Genomic DNA, 20,985 nt, shown 5'->3' with positions numbered 1-20,985 from the left:
TCGTCGCCCCGGCCTTGAGCCGGGGCCTTCCATCGGTTGGCGCCTTCGGTGGGGAGGTCCCGGATCGGGGTCCGGGACGACGCTTCGCGTCGGATTGCGGGGTCCGGGATGACGCTTCGCGTCAGTTTGTTGCGGCGGGGTGACGGGGGCTGTGTGGAGCGCGGTTTTCCTACACGTTCCAGCGGGCATTTGCCGTTTCTTGATCATCGCAAGTTCTGCCACATTGGCAGCATGTACTACGTCTATGTCCTTACCAACAAGCCGAGAGGCACGCTCTACGTCGGTGTGACAAACAATCTGGTCCGGCGAGTCTGGGAGCATCGCGGGCGGTTCGTTTCCGGATTCACGAGGAAGTATCACTTGTCGAAGCTGGTCCACTACGAGGGTTTCGACGAACTCGTGGAAGCGATTCAGCGAGAGGTGAGGCTCAAACGTTGGCGAAGGCAGTGGAAGATCCAGTTGATCGAGCGTGAGAATCCGGAGTGGATGGATCTGTACCCGGGCATTGCGGATGGGGCGGTGGATGTGAGTAGTTGTTATTGAGGGGTTGCCTCGGGCTTGATCCGGGTCCTTCGATCTCCTGGTGCCAACGGACGGAAGGTCCCGGCTCCGGGGCCGGGACGACGCTTCGCTACGGCTGGGGCGGCGATGGGTGGTATTCCGTCGCCCCGGGCTTGACCCGGGGCCTTCCATGCATTGGTGCCAACCGACGGAAGGTCCCGGCTCGGGGGCCGGGACGACGCTTTGCGTCAGTTAGTTGCCATAACCCCCACCGCCCGGCGTTTGCAGCACGAGCATGTCGTCGGCTTCGACTTCTGCGCGGTCGGTGCCGGCGAGGTCCTTTCGGGTGCCGTCGTGCTTTTCGATCCAGGCCTGGCCGACGCGGCCGTCGCCGCCGCCTTCGATGCCGCTGGGGGCGACTTTGCGGGAGTTGGCGAGAACGGCGACGGTCATGGGTTCGCGGAAGCGGATTCTGCGCTCGGCGCCGTTGCCCCCGTGCCATTTTCCCGCACCGCCGGAATCGGGGCGGATGCCGAAGGATTCGAGCAGGACGGGGAAGCGGGTCTCGAGGATTTCGGGGTCGGTCAGGCGCGAGTTGGTCATGTGGACGTGGACGGCGTCGGCGCCGTCGAAGCCTTTGCCCGCGCCGGCGCCGCCGCAGAGGGTTTCGTAGTGCTGGTAGCGCTCGTTGCCGAAGGTGAGGTTGTTCATGGTGCCCTGGCTGTTGGCGAGCACGCCCATGGCGGCGAACAGGGTGTCGGCGACGACCTGGCTGGTCTCGACGTTGCCGGCGACGACCGCGGCTGGGTGGACGGGCGCGAGCAGGCTGCCTTCGGGGATGATCAGATCGATCGGCGCCATGCAGCCGTCGTTGAGCGGGATGTCGTCGGCGACCAGGGTGCGCAGGACGTAGAGCACGCAGGCGCGGGTGATGGCGCGCGGGGCGTTGAAGTTGTCCTGCGTTTGGTCGCTGGTGCCGGTGAAGTCGATCTTCGCGCGGCGTGACTCGCGGTCGACGGTGATGGTGACCTCGACTTGCGCGCCGTTGTCCATGTGCTTGGTCCAGTGGCCGTCTTCGAGCTGGCTGATCGCGCGGGCGACCTGTTCGGCGGCGTTGTCCTGCACGTGGTGCATGTAGGCGCGCACGACGTCGAGTCCGAACTGATCGATCATGCCGGAGAGTTCTCGTACGCCGCGGTTGTTGGCCGCGATCTGGGCGTGCAGGTCGCTGAAGTTCTGCTCGAGGTTGCGCACCGGGTGCTCGCCGCCGGTGAAGACGGCCTTGAGTTCGTCGCGGCACAGCTCGCCTTCGCGCACCGCGCGCATCGGGCCGATCAGCACGCCCTCGTCGAAGATGGTCTTGCTGTCGGGCGGCATGGAGCCGGGGGTCGTGCCGCCGACATCCGCGTGGTGGGCGCGGCTGGCGGTGTAGAAGAGGATTTCCTTGCCGGCTTCGTCGAAGCAGGGGCTCACCACGGTGAGATCGGGCAGGTGCGTGCCGCCGTTGTAGGGGTCGTTGAGCAGGAAGACGTCGTCGGGGCGCATGTCGCCGGCGAAGGTGTCGATGACCGCGCGCACGCTCTCGCCCATCGAGCCCAGGTGCACGGGCACGTGCGGGGCGTTGGCCACCAGCCGGCCTTTCTCGTCGAACAGGGCGCAGCTGAAGTCGAGGCGTTCCTTGATGTTGGCCGACCAGGCGGTCTGCTGCAGGGTCGCGCCCATGTGTTCGGCGATCGACATGAACAGGTTGTTGAAGACTTCGAGCAGCACCGGGTCGGCCTGCTCGCCGGCCTGCAGGCCGCGCCTGGATTCGGCGCGCTCGAGCAGCAGGTGGCCGTGGCGGTTCAGCGCGGCGCGCCAGCCCGGCTCGACCACGACGGTGGAGTTGGCCTCGATGAGGACGGCCGGGCCGTCGATGCGCTGGCCGGCGGCCAGGTCGTCCCTGAGAAAGACCGGCGTGTCGGGCCTGGATTGACCATCCATGAAGGTCTCGACCCGGGCGGCCGGTTCGGCCTCGGGGCGATCGGCGTGGATTTCGGGTTCGGAATCGAGCGCGCGGCTGCGGCCGACGGCCTCGACCAGGCCGGCTTCGACCACGAGCTCGCGCCCTTCCATGGCGAACCCGAACTGGCGGCGGTGTGCTTCGGTGAAGTCGCGGGTCATGGCCCCGGCCGGACCGAAGGGCACGGGCAGGCTGGTGTCGGTGCCGGCGTAGCGCACCCGGCAGGTTTTCTGAACCTCGATGGCTGCGTCGTCGAAGGCCTGCTCGTGAAGCTCGGCGACGGCGTCGTCTGCGCGCTCCCCGAAAGCGGATTTCAGGCGTTGGGCCAGGGCCGCGTCGAGTGTTTCGTTGACGGCGAACTCGCGGTGGGCGGTGACGTCGGCCAGGCCCATGCCGTAGGCCGAGAGCACGCCGGCGTGGGGGTGGATGAGCACGGTCTCGATGCCGAGCTCGTCGGCCACCAGGCAGGCGTGCTGGCCGCCGGCGCCGCCGAAGCAGTTGAGCGCGTAGCGGGTGACGTCGCGGCCGCGCTGCACCGAGACGGTCTTGATGGCGTTGGCCATGTTGGCCACGGCGATGCGCAGAAAACCTTCGGCGACTTCGACGGGCCGGCGCGTGTCGCCGGTGGCTTCGCGGATCTCGCGGCACAGCGCGTCGAATCTGCTGCGCACGACCTCGGCGTCGAGGGCCTGGTCGGCGTCCGGGCCGAAGGTCTTGGGGAAGAAGTCGGGCTGGAGCTTGCCGAGCATCACGTTGCAGTCGGTGACCGTCAGCGGGCCGCCTCTGCGATAACAGGCCGGGCCGGGGTCGGCGCCGGCCGAATCGGGGCCCACCCGATAACGACTCCCGTCGAAGTGCAGCTTCGAGCCGCCGCCGGCGGCGACGGTGTGGATCTCGAGCATGGGCACGCGCAGGCGCACGCCGGCGATGACGGTCTCGAGGCTGCGCTCGAACTCGCCGCTGTAGTGCGACACGTCGGTGGAGGTGCCGCCCATGTCGAAGCCGATGACGCGGTTCAGGCCCGCGAGCTGGGCTGTCCGCACGCAGCCGACGATGCCGCCGGCCGGGCCCGACAGGATGGCGTCCTTGCCGGCGAAGCTGGCCGCGTCGGTCAGGCCGCCGTCGGATTTCATGAATTGCAGGCGAACGTCGCCGAGTTCGTCGGCCACCCGCTCGGCGTAGCGGCGCAGCACCGGCGAGAGATAGGCGTCGACCACGGTGGTGTCGCCGCGGCCGATAAAGCGGATCAGCGGGCTGACCTCGTGCGAGAGGCTGACCTGTTCGAAGCCCAGCTCGGTCGCGATTTCGCCGATGCGGCGTTCGTGCCCGGCGTAGCGGTAGCCGTGGACCAGGATGACGGCCAGGGCGCGGATGCCTTTCTCGCGCAGCGTGGTCAGCTGCTCGCGTACGCGGTCCTCGTCGAGTTCGACCAGCACCTCGCCGTCGGCGTCGACGCGCTCGTCGACTTCCACGATCGCGTCGCAAAGCTGCTCGGGCCGGCGGATGTCGAGCGCGAAGATGTCGGGCCGGCTCTGGTGGCCGATCTTCAGGGCGTCGCGAAAGCCGCGCGTGGTGACCAGTGCCGTGCGCTCGCCGCGCCGCTCGAGCAGGGCGTTGGTGGCCACCGTGGTGCCCATGCGCACGTGCTCGATGCGATCGGCCGGTATGGACTCGTCCGGCCCCAGTTCGAGCATGCGCCGGATGCCCTCGATGGCGGCGTCTTCATATTGCTCGGGGTTCTCGGAGAGCAGCTTGGCCGCGCGCAGTTCGCCGTCGGGCGTGCGCGCGATGATGTCGGTGAACGTGCCGCCGCGGTCGAGCCAGAATTTCCAGCGGTTGTCGGAGCGGGCTTCGGATGGCTGCGGGGGCGCGGGCATGGGGTGACTTTAGCAAGAGAATAGGTTTCAGGGTTCAGGTTTCAGGTTTCAGGCGGCGCCTTGGGCGTTGCGGGGCGGCTTCGCCGCGAGGGCTTTGGGGCGGGGTGTTCGGGGAAAACCCAATCCGTCGTCCCGGCCCCCGAGCCGGGACCTCCCCACCGAAGGCGCCAACGGATGGAAGGCCCCGGCTCAAGGCCGGGGCGACGAAGTCGGTTGCTTTCCTGAAACCTGAAACCTTCATTCCCTGCAACCTTTTTCTCACCTTTTGAGAACGCGCCACGCCCATAATGCGCGCATGTCGCTTTTCGATGCCAAGACCGAACTCGACGGCTGGTTCGCCAACGCCGTCGGTGAGCCCACGCCGGTGCAGCGTGCGGCCTGGCCCGTTTTGCGGGGCGGGCGCCATGCGCTGGTGATCGCCTCGACGGGGCAGGGGAAGTCGCTGGCGGCCTGGCGGCCGTTGGTGGAGCGGCTGGTGGAGACGCCGGGCCGGGGGCGCGGGGTGCGGGCGCTGCATATCGCGCCGCTGAAGGCGCTGGCGCGGGATATGACCTTCAACCTGGCGCCGCTGCTGGAGGCGGCCGGGCCGATTTCCGGGCGGGCGCCGGCCATCGCACTGCGCTGCGGGGATACGCCGCAGACCGAGCGCAGCCGGCAGCGGCGCAATCCGCCCGAGATCCTGTCGACCACGCCGGAGTCGCTGTTCGTGCTGCTGGGCAGCCGCGGCGGGCGCGACCTGCTGCGCACGGTCGAGTCGGTGGTGATCGACGAACTGCACGCGATCGCAGACAACAAGCGCGGTGCCCACCTGGCGCTGTCGCTGGCGCGGCTGGACCGGCTGACGGGCCGGCCCGTTCAGCGGGTCGGGTTGTCGGCCACCGCGCATCCGGCCGAAGCGCTGGCGCGGTTCCTGGCGGGCGGGGAAGACTGCGAGATCGTCTCGCCCGACGCGCCGGGGCCCGTGAAGCTGGAAGTCGAGCTGCCGGGCATGCCGCTGGGGCCGTACCCGAATTCCGTGCACTGGGAGCAGGTCCACGCGCGCATCGCCGAACTCGCCCTCGGCAATCGCTCGCTGCTGGTGTTCTGCCAGACGCGAGCGCAGGTCGAGCGCACGGCCGCGACCCTGGACGAGCTGCTGGAGGCCGCCGGCCATCCCGAGCAGGTGGGCGCGCACCACGGCAGCCTGGACACCGCGCACCGCGAGGCCATCGAGGCGCGCTTCAAGGCCGGGGAGCTGCGGGTGCTGGTCTCGAGCGCCTCGCTGGAGCTGGGCCTGGACCTGGGACACGTCGACCGTGTGTGCCAGATCGGCGTGCCCGGCTCGGTGAACCTGGTGCGCCAGCGCGCGGGCCGAAGCGGTCATCGCCCCGGCCGGCGACCCTGCATGCACCTGTTTCCGCTGACGCTCAACCAGCTCCTGGAAACGCGCGCGCTCGCTGACGTGATCGCCGCCGAAGGCGTTGACGCCGTGCTGCCGCTCCAGGCGCCACTGGACGTACTGGCCCAGCAACTGGTCGCCCTGGTGGCCAACGGGGTCGGCGACGTCGACGAGCTGCTGAACGTGGTGCAGCGGGCGCGGCCGTACCGCGAGATTTCCCGGGAGACGCTGGTAGCGCTGCTGGCTTCGCTGGCCGAGCGGCCGCAGCTGATGCCGTCGGAGCAGCTCGACCCGCTGCTGATCGCCGACGAGCGCGGCGGCTACCGGGCGCACCCCGAGGCCGACCGCCTGGTGCTGACCAACGCCGGGACGATTCCCGAGTGGTTCGAGTACGACGTGGTGCGCGTCGACACCGGCGATATCGTGGGCCGCCTGGACGAGGAGGTGGCCTTCGAGTCCTCGCCGGGGCAGGTGCTGCAGCTGGGCAACCGTCCCTGGCGCATCCTGCGCGTACTCACCGGGCTGGTGCGTGTGGAACCGGCCGAGGAAGAGCCGGGCGAGCTGCCGTTCTGGTTCGGCGAGGGGCCGGGCCGAACGGCGGAGATGGCCGAGGCCATGCTGAAGGTCGTCTCCGGCGCATCGCACAACGGGCTCGATCCGCAGGCCGCCACACTGCTGGCCGAATCGCGCCAGCGGCTCGGGGCGCTGCCCGGGCCGAATCGCCTGGTGATCGAGCAGTTTTCCGATCCCGGCGGCGATCGCCACATCGTGCTGCACACCTTTGCCGGGGCGCGCATCAACCGCGCCTGGGGCCTGGCGCTGCGCAAGCGCTTCTGCCGGCAGTTCAACTTCGAGCTGCAGGCGGCGGCCACCGACGACGGGGTGCTGATCTCGCTGGGCGTGACGAGCCAGTTCGATCTGCCGGCGGTGGCGGGTTTCGTGAAGTCGCACAACGTCGCCGACGTGCTGACGCAGGCCATGCTCGACACGCCGCTGTTCGTCACCCGCTTTCGCTGGTGCGCCAACAACGCCCTGGTGCTGCTCAAGAACGGCCTGGACGGGCCGCTGCCCTCGCAGCGCCAGCGCAGCCAGGCCGAGAACCTGATTGCCTGCGTTTTTCCCGACCAGCTCGCCTGCCTGGAGAACCTCAGCGGCGCGCGCGAGGTGCCCGACCATCCGCTGGTGCAGCAGGCGCTGTCGGACTGCCTGGACGACTACATGGACCTGGCGGGCCTGCAGCGATTGCTGGCCCGCCTGGAATCGGGCGAGGTGGAAGTCCACGCCGTCGAGACCGAGCAGCCCTCGCCGCTGGCCGAGGCGCTGATCCATGCGCCGCGCTACAGCTACCTGGACGAGGACGACGCCGAGGAGCGCCGGACGCGCAATTTCGAGCGGCCCGCGCAGCGGCCGGCGGGCTCGTCGCGATCGCGCTCGGTGTCGCGAATTTCGGCCAGAGCTCGGCCGGCTTCGGCCGGCAAGCCCGCGCGCGGTCCGGCCAACCCGGCGCCGCCGGCCTCGGCGGGCGATCTCAGGCCGCTGCAACCTTCCACGACGGCGCTGGAGGGTCTGCTCGAGCAGGCGGGATTCCTGACCCAGCGCGAGGGCGAGTCGGGCCTGGGCATGGTTCGGCCGGTGCCGGCCGGCGGCTGGACGCCGTGGTTTTCGAAGCTGGTGCGCGACGGACGCGCGCTGAGCCTGGTCGAGCCGGGTGGCCGGCAGCGCCTGTGGATCGCCACGCGCCGCCTGGACTGGATCCTGTCGCTGGACGGGCGATGGCAACCCCACCCGCCGCCGGGCGGCATCCCGCGCGATGCCCTGCCCAGCGACCGCGGCGCGGTATGGCAATGGCTGATCGAGAGCCGGCGGCGCATCGAGGGCGAGCGGGCGTTCGAGACGGTGGCCGAGGTGTTCGGCCTGAGCGGGCCGGGGGATCGGGCGTCGAAGATTGCGTAGGTCGGGCTCGCATCCCCGACGGACGGCTGAGCGTCTCACGCAGAGCCGCGGAGTGCGCGGCGAAAATCAAAGTCAAAATCTTCTGAACGCAAAGACGCGAAGACGCAAAGAAAACTGAATTTCAATCGTCACAAGGGCTACGGTGACGTCCAAACGGGCTCCAGACCCAGATGCCCGGGGTCTCGAATTGGGCATCGCCGCTTGACGGCCGCTCCCACGACGGATGCCGCCCGCATCTTCAATTTGTTTTGATTTCTTAGCGTCTTTGCGTCTTTGCGTTAAAACGATTTTGATTTTGACTCTCTCTGCGACCTCTGCCCCTCTGCGGCTCCGCGTGAGATCTCACTTCCAGAGCGCCTGAAATGAGCGCCGTTGTCATGTCGTCGTGGCGTAGAATCGGTATAGTCTGCGCAGGATTTGAACAAGGGATTTGCCATGCGTGTCGTTTTCGCTGTTTTGCTGCTTGGGTTGTCGGTGTCGGCCATGGCCGCCGAGATCGTGGCCGGGCCGATGCCCGGGCATTCGACGATGCGCCAGGTGAAGGTGTGGGTGCAGACCGACGAGCCGGCGGTGGTCCAGATTCGGTATCGGGCCGAAGAGGACGACGAGTGGGCGTTCAGCGAGTCGGTGGCGATCGATTCGAGCAAGGCCAACACGGCGACATTGCTGGCGACGGACCTGGAGCCGGGCCTGACCTATGCCTATGAGGTGCTGCTCGACGACGAAGTGCAGCCGGCCGAGCACGAGCAGCGTTTCGTGACCCAGCCGTTGTGGCAGTGGCGCGAGGATCCGCCGGATTTCCGCTTCGCGATGGGCTCTTGCGCCTACATCAACCAGCCCGAGTACGACCGCCCCGGCACGCCTTACGGCGGCGACTATCGCATTTTCGACGCCATCGCCGATGCCGAGCCGGCCTTCATGCTCTGGCTGGGCGACAACGTCTACTACCGCGAGGCCGACTGGAACTCGGAATCGGGCATGTATGCGCGATTCAGCCACACCCGCGGCCACAAGGCGCTGGCGAAGCTGGTCACCGGCACGCACCACTACGCCACCTGGGACGACCACGACTACGGTCCGAACAACGCCGATCGCGGCTACGCCATGCGCGAGACGGCGCTGGACGTGTTCGACGCCTTCTGGCCGAACCCGGATTTCTCGGCCGCCGGCACCGGTGGGGTGACCAACTACTTCGAGTGGCACGACGTCGGCTTCTTCCTGCTCGACAACCGTTATTTCCGTTCGGCCAACTACCGGGTGACCGGCGAGCGCACGATCCTGGGCGAGGAGCAGATCGACTGGCTGATCGACGCGCTGAAGTCGAGCAACGCCAGCTTCAAGTTCGTGGTGATGGGCGGGCAGTTCCTGAACTCGGCCGAGAACAGCGAGACCTACATCAACCTCGCACCCGGCGAGCGCCGCGAGATCCTCGACCGCATCGAGGCCGAGCGCATTCCCGGCGTGATCTTCCTGTCCGGCGACCGGCACCACTCGGTGTTGCTCAAGATGGACCGTTACCGCAACTACCCGCTCTACGAATGGACCGTCTCACCACTGACCGCCGGCGCGCACGATCCGCGCGACGAGGCGATGCAGTACGACGTGGACGGCAGCCTCTACACCGAGCGCAACTTCGGCATGATCGAAGTCACCGGCCCGCGCAACGAGCGGGTGTTGACGTTGACCTTGCATGACAGTGACGGGGATGAGGTTTGGCGCGACGAGATTCGGCAGGAGGATCTGCAGCCCTAGATCGGCCGCTGGCGCGGCGTTTTTTGGTGTTTTGGTTTTTTGGTGTTTTGGTTTTTTGGTGTTTTGGTTCGGCGCTGTGAGGGTTGCGGGGCGGCTTCGCCGCGATGGGATTTAGGTTTCAGGGTTCAGGTTTCAGGTTTCAGGAAAACATTTGACTTCTTCGCCCCGGCCTTGAGCCGGGGCCTTCCATCTAGTGGCGGCTTCGGTGGGGAGGTCCCGGATCGGGGTCCGGGACGACGCTTCGCGTCGGCTTGCGGGGGCCGGGACGACGGATTGGGTTCTTCCGGAACCCCGAACCCGGAACCCCGAACACCCCGCCCCACAGCCTTCGCGGCGAAGCCGCCCACGATGGGTCGGCGGATGCCGCCTGAAACCTGAAACCCTGAAACCTGAACCCTCCGCGCCTATCACGGCGCGGACTGGAATCGATCCGCGAAGATTTCGTCGCCGGCGTTGGTGAAGGTGGCGGAGATCGTCGTGTCCGAGGTGACCGCGATGTAGCAGACGTTGCCGCTGGGCAGGGGGCAGTTGATCCAGCCGTCGAAGACGCTGCCTCCGCTTCCGTTGGCGTAGAGTTCGACGAGGGTGCCGTTGAAGAAGTCTTCCTCGCAGTCGCTGCCGCAGGCGATGCCCAGCGGGACGCTGACGATCGAGCCGGTGCCGTCGCCACTCTTTGTCGTGGTGAGCGTGAAGTAGTCGTCGCCGACGTCGAGATGGTTTTCGTCGAAGCCGGCGTCGAAGTAGCCGCCGGATTCTCCCGGGTTGCCCTGGTCGTTGACGGCGTTGTTGACGCCGGTGGTCTGTCTTTCGATGTCGCGGTCGGACGACCAGAACAGGGGATTGGACAGACACATGTCGACGCCGGGGGAGGCGGAAGTCTGGCGGGCGTCGCCGCCGGCGATGTTGATGAACTGCGGGGTGTCGATGTAGTAGGTGCCTGAGGGCAGGTCGCCGGGGGCGCTGTCGACGAGGTTGCAGGCCGACTGGACCGATCCGCCCTGCAGGTCGACGCCGGTGGAGTCGGCGATGATCGAGTTGTGCAGGTAGTTGGCGCTGCCGCTGCCCTGGGAGAGCAGGGCGCGCGAGGGTTGCGGTGTGCCGCCGTCGACGTAGGTCTGGTTGCGGGCGATGGTGGCGTGCAGGATCTCGAACTGCGCGCCTTCGTTCCAGATCACGGCATCGGTGGCGTTGTTGTTGTACATGCCGACGTGGCCCAGGCGGATCAGCGCGCCGTTGGTGCCGTGGAAAATGGACTGGAAGTCGGGAATGATGGTCCAGGTCCAGGTCGTCTCGATCAGGGTGCTCGTGATTCGCACGAAGGAATTGTCGACGTAGACCACGCTGGATTCGGTGCGGTTGCCTTCCATCTCCGAGCAGCTGATCAGGAAGGGACAGCTCGTGGCGCGATCCATGGTGAGCTGCGGGCTGCCGCCCGTGCCGCCGTCGATGGCGTATATCGCCGCGCCCACGTAGGCGGCGTTGTTCTGGAGGTAGGTGTTTACCAGCGTGGCCCTTCCCGTTCCCTTGACGTAGATGCCGGCGCCGTTGTTGGCGAAGTTGCCCGTGAGGGTCACGCGCTGGCTGCCGCCGTTGGCGTAGAACTCGCCGCCGACGTCGATGTAGACCCCGCCGCCGTCGTCGGCGCCCGGGCTGGCAATGCCTTCGGAACTGATCGTCGAGCCGCCCATCGCCATCATGAAACAGCCGTTGGACAGGTAGGCGTTGCCGCCGAAGTTGGCCGAATTGCGGTGAAGCTGGCCGCGGAGGGTTACTTCAGAGCCCGTTCCGTTGCAGTACACGCCGCCGCCCCAGCTATTGCCGGTGGCGTAGCGGTCGCCGTTGTCCTCGACGATGGAATCGGCCTGGATATCCACGTAGGCACCGCCGGCGACGTAGATGCCCCGGGTTTCGTTATCGCCGATACGTACGTCGTCCAGGGTGACTACTGCGCCGCCGGTGGCATGCAGGCCGGTGCCGGCGCCGTTGATGTCGAGGCGGCGCAGGGTGACCACGGATTCGGGCTGGGAACTGGTCTCGACGGTCACCGAGGTGGTTGTACCGCTGCCGAAGCTTGTTCGCCCGGAGGCGCTGGTGAAGCAGTCCGGGTAGCCGCCGGCGATGGTGAGCGTTCCGGCGCTGGAGGAAGACCAGTCGGTCAGTGTGACCTGGCCGCCCGTGCTGGTGTAGGAGAGCGTGTTGGTCAGGCGGATTTCGTCGGACTCGCTGCCGTTGAAGGCGGCCGCAAGCAAGGCGGCACCGAGCGAGCCATGCACGTTGGAGCCTGTGCAGGCGGTCGATGAACCGACCCAGAAGGTCGCCGACCAGGCCGGCGCGGCAAACAGGGCACAGGCGATAGCCAGGGCGCGAAGCGAGGTTTTGGTTGTCATGTTCGTTCTTTTCGGATGTTGGGCGGTTAACGGGGTAGTCGGAAAGCGGTGGGGGAATGTGACATTTGGTTTTTAGGTCTCAGGTTTCAGGTTTCAGGTTTCAGGCGGCAACTGCCGGTCGGTGGTGGGCGGCTTTGCCGCGAGGGTTTTGGGGGCGGGGTGTTCGGGGTTCCGGGTTCGGGGTTCGGGCGGCGCGGGGCGCGATGCGGGGCGGCTGCGCCGCGTTGTGCCGTGCCGTCCTCCTGCCAGACCGAGGCGTCGTCCCGGCTGTAGCGGAGCGGAAAGCCGGGACCTCCCATCCGAAGGCGCCATCGGATGGAAGGCCCCGGGTCAAGCCCGGGGCGACGAGCCATCACGCTTCTCCTGAAACCTGAAACCTGAAACCTGAAAGCTAAAGAACTCGTTCAGCCTGACTTCAGGCAGGTCGCGGTACAAAGGCTCCACGCGGCGCGGAATGCCGCAAGGAGGAAACGACATGAAAACGCTCACGACGCTGGTTCTCGCCCTTCTGCTCACGGCCGGTTGCAGTGCCACCGGCCAGGTGCAGGCCAACGACGACTATTTCAGCCAGGCCGAGCTGGACTCGATGCTGGCGCCGGTCGCGCTGTATCCCGACAGCGTGCTCTCGCACGTGCTGATCGCCGCGACCTATCCGCTGGAGGTGATCCAGGCGGCGCGCTGGTCGCGCGAGCATCCCGGCCTGCGCGGCGAGGACGCCGTGGCCGCGGTGGAATACCAGAACTGGGATGCCAGCGTGAAAGCACTGGTGGCATTCCCCGAACTGCTCAGGCGCATGGACGAGGACCTGCAGTGGACCCAGGACCTCGGTGACGCCTTCCTGATCCAGGAAGAAGACGTGGTCGCCTCGATCCAGTACCTGCGCTCGGAGGCCTATTCCCAGGGCCATCTGCGCAGCAACGATCACGTCAAGGTGGTTCGCGAACGCGAGTACATCTACATCGAGCCGGCCCGCACGCGGGTGGTCTACGTGCCGTACTACGACCCGCGCGTGATCTATACCAACTGGCGCTGGTCGAGCTATCGGCCGCACTACTGGCACCATCCGGTGGGCTACAGCGTGGGCGTGAGCTTCTACTGGGGCCATGCCTACCACATCCGGCCGAGCTTCTACTTCAGCTCCTTCCACTGGCCGACGCGCAAGGTCGTGGTGGTCAACCACCATCACTACTACCGCGAGAACCGCTTCCACTCGGGTCGCCAGGTGGCGCGTTTCGACCAGGCCCGCCACTGGAAGCACAACCCGGTTCATCGCCGCGGCGTGAGCTATCGCGGCCGCGTGGAGCAGACCCGCTTCGTCGAGAGCAGCCGTGTCGTGGCGCAGGGCCGAAAGGCCACGCTCAAGCGCGAGGCGCGCCGCGAGTGGGCGGCCGAACAACGCGCGCGCTCGAGTTTCGATCGTGACAGCCGCTCGCGGGCCGCTTCGCGTTCGCAGGCGCGCTCGGACCGAATTACCGAGTCCCGCCAGGGCAGCAGCCGCCTGGAATCGCGTGCAGCGACGCGCAGCCGAAGCGAGGACCGCTCGGCAACGCGCAGCTCGGATCGCGCCACGATCCAGTCGCAGCGTGATCGTACGGTCAGCGGCCGGGCGCCGGCCCGCGCGGAATCGCGCAGCCGGGCTTCGGAAGGCACGCGTTCGACTTCGTCTAGCCGGGCCACCCGGCTGAGCGAGTCGCTGCGCAGCGGATCGTCGTCGCGCAGCACGCCGTCGCGTTCGGCCTCGCGTGAGTCGATCACCAGCCGTTCGCGCGGCAGCGAAAGGGCCTCGACGCGCTCGATTCCCGAACGCAGCTCGCGCTCGAGCGTTTCCTCTTCCCCGAGATCCAGCCCCGAGCGCAGCTCCCGATCGAGCCGAAGCGAGCGTTCCTCGGTGGCCATTCCGCGTGGTCTTAGCACGCGAGCGGGCTCCAGCCGCGAGCGCTCGTCGGCACCGTCGCGTTCGAGCAGCAGCCCCTCCGCGGCGCCTTCGCGGGGTTCGGTGATCACGCGGGATTCCGCGCCGACCCGGCAGTCGGCCCCGAGCCGCAGCCGCTCGAGCGTGCGCGAATCGGCCCCGTCGCGCTCGGCACCCCGCTCGCGCGCCTCGGCCCCGAGCCGTTCGTCGAAGTCCGCGCCCTCGCGCAGCCGCAGCAGCAGCCCGCGTTCTTCCAGCCGATCGCGCTCCCGCGACGGCGGCGGCTCGCGCCGGGACGGCGAGCGACGTTAAGCGCAGAGAACTCAATCAAGGCAGAAGGCCGGGGCAGCGTCCCCGGCCTTCGTCTTTTTCGGGCTGGCAAAACCTTTAAAACGCAAAGACGCAAAGCAGCAAAGAACGCGAAGGAAAAGAGGAAAAAAACCAAGTAACCACCGAAAACACCGAATGCACCGAAAATGAAAAAACAGGAAGGCCACCCACAAGGTCGATACCTGAGTGGGCACCGGATCCCAACCTGATGATTCTCTTCAATTCGGTGTCTTCGGTGGTTCCGCTCTTTAATTGTTTATTCTTTTCTTAGCGTTCTTTGCTGCTTCGCGTCTTTGCGTTCAAGAGATTTTGAAGTGTCGAAGCTCCCAACCGTCGCGGTCTGGAGACCGCTCCTACAGTGACCGAGCGTTACGATTTGAGTTTGTGGCCGGTGCGGACGATGTAGGAGACGATGGCCAGGCAGAGGCCGATGAAGCCGCCCAGGGCGGCGAGGCTGACCCAGACGCTGACGTCGCCGGAGCCGAAGAAGAAGTAGCGGAAGCCGGAGACGATATAGACGATGGGGTTGAACAGGCTCACCGTCTGCCAGGTCTCGGGCAGCATGTCGATGGAGTAGAACACGCCGCCGAGGAAGGTCAGCGGCGTGACCACCAGCATCGGGATGAATTGCAGGGCTTCGAAGCCCTCGGCCCAGATGCCGATGATGAAGCCGGCCAGGCTGAAGGCGAAGGCCACCATCACCAGGTAGACCAGCATCCACACCGGGTGGCCCACGTTGAGGTCCACGAAGAGTTGGGCGGTGGCCAGGATGATCAGGCCCAGCAGCACGGACTTGGTCGCTGCCGCGCCCACGTAGGCCAGCACCAGTTCGGCCGTGGAGACCGGGGCGGAGAGGATCTCGTAGATGGTGCCCGAGAACTTGGGCATGTAGATGCCGAAGGAGGCGTTGTTCAGGCTCTGGGTGAAGACGGTGAGCAGGATCAGTCCCGGCACGATGAAGGCGCCGTAATTGATCGCGTCGATGTCGCCGATGCGCGGGCCGATGGCCGAGCCGAACACGATGAAGTACAGCACCGTGGTGAGGATGGGCGTGGCCAGGCTCTGCCAGAGCGTGCGCTTGAAGCGCGCCATCTCGAAGCGGTAGATCGACCAGGCGCCGCGCAGGTTGAGCATGGGCGCGCTCACGATGTTTCCTCCACCTGCTGGTCTTCCTCTTCGTGGACCAGCTCCACGAAGATTTCCTCGAGCGTGCTCTGGCGCGTGTTGAGGTTGGTGAACTCGATGCCTTCGGCCTGCAGGCGTTTGAGCAGGGCGGGCACGCAGGCGTGCTCTTCCTCGGCGGCGAAGCTGTAGTCCAGCCGCCGGCCGCCTTCGGCCAGGGTCAGCGACCAGTCGTCGAGGGAGGCGGGCAGTTTGGTCATGGTTTCCTGGAGGTGCAGGCTGAGGTGCTTGCGGCCGAGCTTCTTCATCAGCGAGGCGGTCTCGTCGACGACGATGATCTCGCCGCGGCGAATCACGCCGACGCGGTCGGCCATGCGCTCGGCCTCCTCGATGTAGTGGGTGGTGAGCACGATGGTCACGCCGGTCTCGCGCAGCTTCTCGATCAACCGCCACATGTCGCGCCTCAGCTCCACGTCCACGCCGGCGGTGGGCTCGTCGAGGAACAGCAGCTTGGGCTCGTGCGCCAGGGCCTTGGCGATGAGCACGCGCCGTTTCATGCCGCCCGACAGGGTCATGATGGCGTTATCGCGCTTCTCCCACAGCGACAGGTCGCGCAGGACGCGCTCGATGTGGGCCGGATCGGGCTTGAGGCCGAACAGGCCGCGGCTGAAGCTGACCGTGTCCCACACGGTCTCGAACATGTCGGTGTAGAGCTCCTGCGGGACCAGGCCGGTATGGCGGCGCGTGATGCGGAAGTCGCGCACGGTGTCGTGCCCGTCGACGAGGACGCGGCCCGAGCTGGGCGTGACGATACCGCAGATGACGTTGATGAGCGTGGTCTTGCCGGCGCCGTTGGGGCCAAGCAGGGCGAAGATCTCGCCCCGCTCGATGGCCAGGTCGACCGACTTGAGCGCGTGCAGGCCGCCCGCGTAGCGCTTGTCGAGATTCTCGATGCTCAGCAGGGCGGCCACGGTCTCGCTCAGCCCTCGCAGCTGTAGTTGTCGGGCCGCGACAGGCGGGCAATGGCGATCTCGCCGCTGCCGTAGTCGGTCAGGTCGTAGGCCACGCTGCCGCTGGTGCAGTCGTCGAAGCTCAGCGTCACGCTGCCGTAAATGGAGAAGTCCGATTCGGGCGGGCTCTGGAAGCCTACGCCTTCCTCGTCCGCCGGGTGACTCGAGAGGTCGACGGTGACTTCTGTGGCGCCGTACTCGAAAGGCGCACTACCCACCAGCCAGAACTGGCGCTGCTCGTCGAAGTTGTACCAGTAGACGTTGGCGATCGGGCCGTTGCCGCCGTTGTCGTCGGCGATCTCGATGTTGAAGCCCACGCCGGAGGTCTGCGGGTCGTACCAGGAGCCGCTGTGGTCGGGCATGAGGGGGAAGCCCTCGTCGAGGCGAACGGCGCGCTCGATGACCGGGGTGTCCCGCGGAAAGTCGCTCAAAGTGCCGAGCGGGGAGGTGATGGAGCTTCTCGGCTGTTCCGACATGTCGTCGATCAGGTCCATTCCGAGGACGACTTCGCCGAACACCGCATAGCCCGCGTCGGTATTGCCGCCCGGGTTGAGGATATCGTTCTGGGTCACGTTGATGAAGAACTGGGACGAGGCCGTGTCCGGGTCGCTTTGTCTTGCCATGGCAATGGTGCCGCGCAGGTTGTCCAGGCCGTTGTCGGCTTCGTTGACGATGTCTTCGTACGTGGGCTCCTGGTACTGGAGATCCGGGTTGAAGCCGCCGGCCTGCACGATGAAGTCCGGGACGACACGGTGGAAGATGAGGCCGTTGTAGAAGCCGTCGTCGACGTAGCGCAGGAAGTTGTCGACGGTGATCGGTGAGTCGTCCGGGTAGAGCTCGATGATGATCGGGCCGCGATCGGTGTCGAGCCAGACGCGCGGGTTCTGCGCCTGGGCCTGGAAGGCCAGGGCGGCCAGGAGAATCAGGGTCGCGATCTTTTTCATGGTATCCATCGGTCGATTGGGAGAGCCCGAATTCTACGCGAGGTCTCCGCCGAGGTGGGGCGACGAACCAAAGTACAGGTGACGGCGCCGGGCCGAGTTGGGTACCCTTTGGGGCTGGATTTCCAACGGATTGCAGCCAGAACCATGACCGAACCCCTGTGGCGGCCGTCGGCCGAGCGTCGTTCCCGGGCCAACCTGTCCCGCTTCATCCAGCTGATCAACCAGCAGCTCGATCCCCATGTGCACGACTGGGACACGCTGTATCGCTGGTCCGTGGACAACCCGCAGGACTTCTGGAAGGCGATGTGGGAGTTCGGCGACGTGGTCGCCGAGACCCGCGGCCACGACACCGTCGAGAACTGGCCGGCCATGCCGGGCACGCGCTGGTTCCCCCAGGCGCGGCTGAATTTCGCCGAGAACCTGCTCAAGCACCGCGACGAGCGAACGGCCCTGGTGTTCGCCAACGAGGACGGCGTGCATCGCGAAATCAGCTATGCCGAGCTCTACGCCGAGGTGGCCCGCGTGGCCGCGGCATTGCGCGAAATGGGCGTGGAAGAGGGCGACCGGGTGGCCGCCTACCTGCCCAACCTGCCCGAGACGATCATCGCCATGCTGGCGGCGACTTCCATCGGCGCGGTGTTTTCGTCGTGCTCGCCCGACTTCGGCGTGCAGGGCGTGATGGACCGCTTCGGCCAGATCGAGCCGAAGGTGCTGTTCGTCGCCGCCGCCTACCAGTACAACGGCAAGGTGCACGATTGCCTGGGCCGGGTGGCCGAGCTGGCCGACAGGATGCCGTCGATCGAGCGCATCGTCGTGACCGGCTACATGGACGACGACCCCGATCTCTCCGGGCTCGATCGTGCCGTGATGTGGGGTGAATTTGCCGATAACGGCGCAGAAGAGGTCGAGTTCGCGCAGCTTCCCTTCGATCATCCCGTCTACATCCTCTATTCCTCGGGCACGACGGGGGTTCCGAAGTGCATCGTCCACGGCGCCGGCGGCACGCTGCTGCAGCACCTCAAGGAACTCCAGCTGCACACCGATCTCCGGCGCGACGACGCGCTGTTCTACTTCACCACCTGCGGCTGGATGATGTGGAACTGGCTGGTTTCGGGGCTGGCCGTGGGCTCGACGGTGGTGCTCTACGACGGCTCGCCGTTCTACCCGGACGGTAACGTGCTGTGGAACCTGGTCGACGAGGTCGGCATCTCGGTGCTGGGCACGAGCGCGAAGTGGATTGCCGCTTGCGACAAGGCCGGCATCAAGCCGCGCGAGACGCACAGGCTCGAGAATCTCAAGGCGATCCTGTCGACGGGCTCGCCGCTGCTGCCAGAATCCTTCGACTACGTCTACCGCGACGTCGCCGAGGACGTGCAGCTCAGCTCGATTTCCGGCGGTACCGACATCGTGTCCTGCTTCGCCCTGGGCAACCCGCTGCTGCCGGTCTATCGCGGCGAACTGCAGTGCCGCGGCCTTGGCATGAAGGTCGAGATCCGCGCCGACGACGGGCGGGTGGTCGAGGACGAAACCGGCGAGCTGACCTGCTCGCTGCCGTTCCCGTCGATGCCCGTGAAGTTCTGGAACGACCCGGACGGCGCGCGCTACCACAAGGCCTACTTCGAGAAGTTCGACGGCATCTGGTCGCACGGCGACTACGCGCGCCTGACCCCGCGCGGCGGCGTGGTGATCTACGGCCGCTCGGACGCCACGCTCAACCCCGGCGGCGTGCGCATCGGCACCGCCGAAATCTACCGCCAGGTCGAGAAGCTCGACGAGATCCTCGAGTCGATCTGCGTGGGCCAGGACTGGGACGGCGACGTGCGCGTGGTGCTGTTCGTGCGCCTGAGAGACGGCGTCGAGCTCGACGACGAACTCAGAGACCGCATCCGCAAGACCGTCAGAGCCAACGCCACCCCGCGCCACGTGCCGGCCAAGATCGTGGCCGTGAACGATATCCCGCGGACCGTCTCGGGCAAGATCGTCGAACTGGCCGTGCGCGACGTGATCCATGGCCGCGAGGTCAAGAACACCTCCGCGCTGGCCAATCCCGAGGCGCTGGAGGAATACCGCGATCTGGTCGAGCTCAAATCCTGATCGGCGGGTTGCTTCGGGCAGACAAAATCTCTAAAACGCGAAGACGCAAAGCAGCAAAGAACGCAAAGGAAAAGATGAAAAAAACCAAGTAACTACTGAAAACACCGAATGCACCGAAAATGAAAAAACCAGGAAGACTATCTACAAGGTCGATACCTGAGTAGGCACTGGATCCCAACTTGATGGTTCTTTTCAATTTTGTGTCTTCGGTGGTTCTGCTTTTTAATCCTTTATTCTTTTCTTAGCGTCCTTTGCTGCTTTGCGTCTTTGCGTTTTAAAGGTTCTAATCTTCCGCGCCAGCTAGTCCACCCGATCCAGGAACTGCTTGAAGACCGCCTTGAGTTGGGCCAGGGCGGATTCGAGGCGGTGGTCGCTGTCGAGGAGGTGCAGGGCGGCCTTGTTGGCTTCGGCGAAGCGCAGGCTGTGTTGCCAGGGGATGATGTCGTCGTGCCAGCCGTGGACGACGGCGACTTGCCTCGACTTCGGGGTGTAGCTCTCGGGGACCACGCCCTCGGGTACGCGGTCTTCGAGGAACAGCGCGGGTGCCATCAGGAAGAGGCCGGCGACCTCGACCGTTTCGGCGGCGTGCATGGACACCCAGCCTCCCATCGATGAACCGACGAGGATGGTCGGGCCGGCTTGCTCGCGGACGGTCTCGATGAGCCGCCCGGCGCGTGCGACCGGGTCGTCCTGCAGGTCGCGGTAATCGATGGCGAGGGTCTCGAAGCCGGCCTTGCGCGCGACGGGCTCCAGCTCGACGATCTTCATGCTCCGCGGCCCGGAGACGTGACCGTGGCTGAAGATGACGGTTCTCGTTCGTTCGTTCATCAGCGAATTGTTGCATCGTCTTGTCGTGGTGCCAAGGCCGTGAGCGGGCAAAACCTTGGAAACGCAAAGACGCAAAGACGCAAAGACAGATCAAAATCAAAACCTGGAACCACGGAAGACACGGAAGAACACGGGAAAAACCAAATTGGGTTTTCTTTTTATCGTGCATTCCGTGTTTTCCATGGTTCCAATGTTTTTGTTTCTTTGCGTCTTTGCGTCTTTGCGTTTTTGAGGTTTTGATTTTCCGCGCTTCAATCCCACGCAGCGCAAGACGCCTTGGCTTAGAATCGAGTGATGATCGAGGGAATCCTGATTGTGGTGCTGGTCGTCCTGCTGGTGTGGGGCGTGGTGATTTTCAATCGGCTGGTGCGCTCGCGGAACCTGGTGCGTAACGGCTTTGCGGATATCGACGTGCAGTTGCAGCGTCGGCATGACCTGGTGCCGCAGCTGGTCGAGGCGGTGCGGGCCTACAGCGGGCACGAGCAGCGGGTGCTCGAGGAAGTCACCGCGCTGCGTTCGCGCGCGAAGCAGGCCGAGGGCGAGCAGAAGGCCCAGGCGATGGCCGGTGCGGAGGTCGCGCTGGCGGCCGGGCTGGGGCGCCTGTTGTTGCTGGCCGAGGACTACCCGGACCTCAAGGCCACCGAGAACTTCCAGCAGCTGACCCGTGAATTGGTGGAGACCGAGGACCTGCTTTCGCACGCACGGCGTTTCTACAACGGCGCGGTGCGCGATCTCAATACGCGGATTCAGCAGTTCCCGGACCTGCTCGTCGCGCGTTTGACGGGCTTCGAGGAAGCCACTTTCTTCAGCGCCGGAATCGAAGCGCGTTCGGCGCCGCAGGTGGCCGGGCTGCTTCGGGGCAGCGCCTGAACAACAAGAAACGAAAGACAAGGGA

The 20,985-nt window shown here is 66.1% G+C and carries 12 protein-coding genes; 6 read left to right on the top strand and 6 right to left on the bottom strand.

Annotated features, from left to right (window positions below; translation table 11 throughout):
* Positions 1-108: 108 nt before the first annotated feature.
* The gene (locus DZC52_RS15335) at positions 109-543 is read left to right on the top strand and encodes a GIY-YIG nuclease family protein (RefSeq protein ID WP_342766690.1); all 435 of its coding nucleotides are present in this window, start codon (positions 109-111) and stop codon (positions 541-543) included.
* A 210-nt stretch (positions 544-753) separates the two neighbouring features.
* Here the strand turns inward: DZC52_RS15335 and DZC52_RS15330 are convergent, their stop codons facing one another.
* On the bottom strand, positions 754-4,380 hold the full coding sequence (locus DZC52_RS15330) for a hydantoinase B/oxoprolinase family protein (protein ID WP_116652035.1): 3,627 nt from the start codon (positions 4,378-4,380) through the stop codon (positions 754-756).
* Between the two features lie 295 nt (positions 4,381-4,675).
* Between DZC52_RS15330 and DZC52_RS15325 the strand changes: the two genes are divergently transcribed.
* Both DZC52_RS15325 and DZC52_RS15320 read left to right on the top strand, forming a co-directional pair.
* Positions 4,676-7,711: a DEAD/DEAH box helicase gene (locus DZC52_RS15325; RefSeq protein WP_116652034.1), complete on the top strand. Its 3,036-nt coding sequence runs from the start codon at positions 4,676-4,678 to the stop codon at positions 7,709-7,711.
* A gap of 435 nt (positions 7,712-8,146) precedes the next feature.
* Complete coding sequence (locus DZC52_RS15320) at positions 8,147-9,463, top strand: alkaline phosphatase D family protein (protein WP_147307734.1); 1,317 nt, start codon at positions 8,147-8,149, stop codon at positions 9,461-9,463.
* A gap of 407 nt (positions 9,464-9,870) precedes the next feature.
* Here DZC52_RS15320 and DZC52_RS15315 read toward each other — a convergent pair whose 3' ends face one another.
* Positions 9,871-11,850, bottom strand: a complete 1,980-nt coding sequence (locus DZC52_RS15315) for a hypothetical protein (RefSeq protein WP_116652032.1) — start codon at positions 11,848-11,850, stop codon at positions 9,871-9,873.
* Positions 11,851-12,325: 475 nt separating this feature from the next.
* Between DZC52_RS15315 and DZC52_RS15310 the strand changes: the two genes are divergently transcribed.
* The gene (locus DZC52_RS15310; RefSeq protein ID WP_181918989.1) at positions 12,326-14,074 is read left to right on the top strand and encodes a DUF3300 domain-containing protein; all 1,749 of its coding nucleotides are present in this window, start codon (positions 12,326-12,328) and stop codon (positions 14,072-14,074) included.
* A gap of 387 nt (positions 14,075-14,461) precedes the next feature.
* Here DZC52_RS15310 and DZC52_RS15305 read toward each other — a convergent pair whose 3' ends face one another.
* From DZC52_RS15305 to DZC52_RS15295, 3 genes are read right to left on the bottom strand one after another with little or no spacing between them, the layout of a single operon-like run.
* A complete protein-coding gene (locus tag DZC52_RS15305; protein ID WP_245960845.1) occupies positions 14,462-15,238 on the bottom strand; it encodes an ABC transporter permease in 777 nt (258 codons plus the stop codon).
* Positions 15,235-16,185: an ABC transporter ATP-binding protein gene (locus DZC52_RS15300; RefSeq protein WP_116652029.1), complete on the bottom strand. Its 951-nt coding sequence runs from the start codon at positions 16,183-16,185 to the stop codon at positions 15,235-15,237. The genes DZC52_RS15305 and DZC52_RS15300 overlap by 4 nt, the downstream gene beginning before the upstream one ends.
* 8 nt (positions 16,186-16,193) lie before the next feature.
* Entirely contained in the window at positions 16,194-17,168 is a 975-nt protein-coding gene (locus DZC52_RS15295; protein WP_116652037.1) for a peptidylprolyl isomerase, read from the bottom strand.
* A gap of 144 nt (positions 17,169-17,312) precedes the next feature.
* Between DZC52_RS15295 and DZC52_RS15290 the strand changes: the two genes are divergently transcribed.
* On the top strand, positions 17,313-19,262 hold the full coding sequence (locus DZC52_RS15290) for an acetoacetate--CoA ligase (RefSeq protein WP_116652028.1): 1,950 nt from the start codon (positions 17,313-17,315) through the stop codon (positions 19,260-19,262).
* Between the two features lie 300 nt (positions 19,263-19,562).
* Here DZC52_RS15290 and DZC52_RS15285 read toward each other — a convergent pair whose 3' ends face one another.
* Positions 19,563-20,090, bottom strand: coding sequence for an alpha/beta hydrolase (locus tag DZC52_RS15285; RefSeq protein ID WP_116652027.1), 528 nt, complete (start codon positions 20,088-20,090; stop codon positions 19,563-19,565).
* 294 nt (positions 20,091-20,384) lie between these two features.
* Here DZC52_RS15285 and DZC52_RS15280 point away from each other — a divergent pair, with 294 nt between their 5' ends.
* On the top strand, positions 20,385-20,960 hold the full coding sequence (locus DZC52_RS15280) for a LemA family protein (protein ID WP_116652026.1): 576 nt from the start codon (positions 20,385-20,387) through the stop codon (positions 20,958-20,960).
* The last annotated feature ends 25 nt before the right edge of the window (positions 20,961-20,985 follow it).

This window comes from Wenzhouxiangella sediminis (assembly GCF_003410055.1).
In the GTDB taxonomy this organism is placed as follows: domain Bacteria; phylum Pseudomonadota; class Gammaproteobacteria; order Xanthomonadales; family Wenzhouxiangellaceae; genus Wenzhouxiangella; species Wenzhouxiangella sediminis.
The sequence above is the reverse complement of the archived record's forward strand: the minus strand, read 5'-3'. Positions and strand labels throughout refer to the sequence as shown.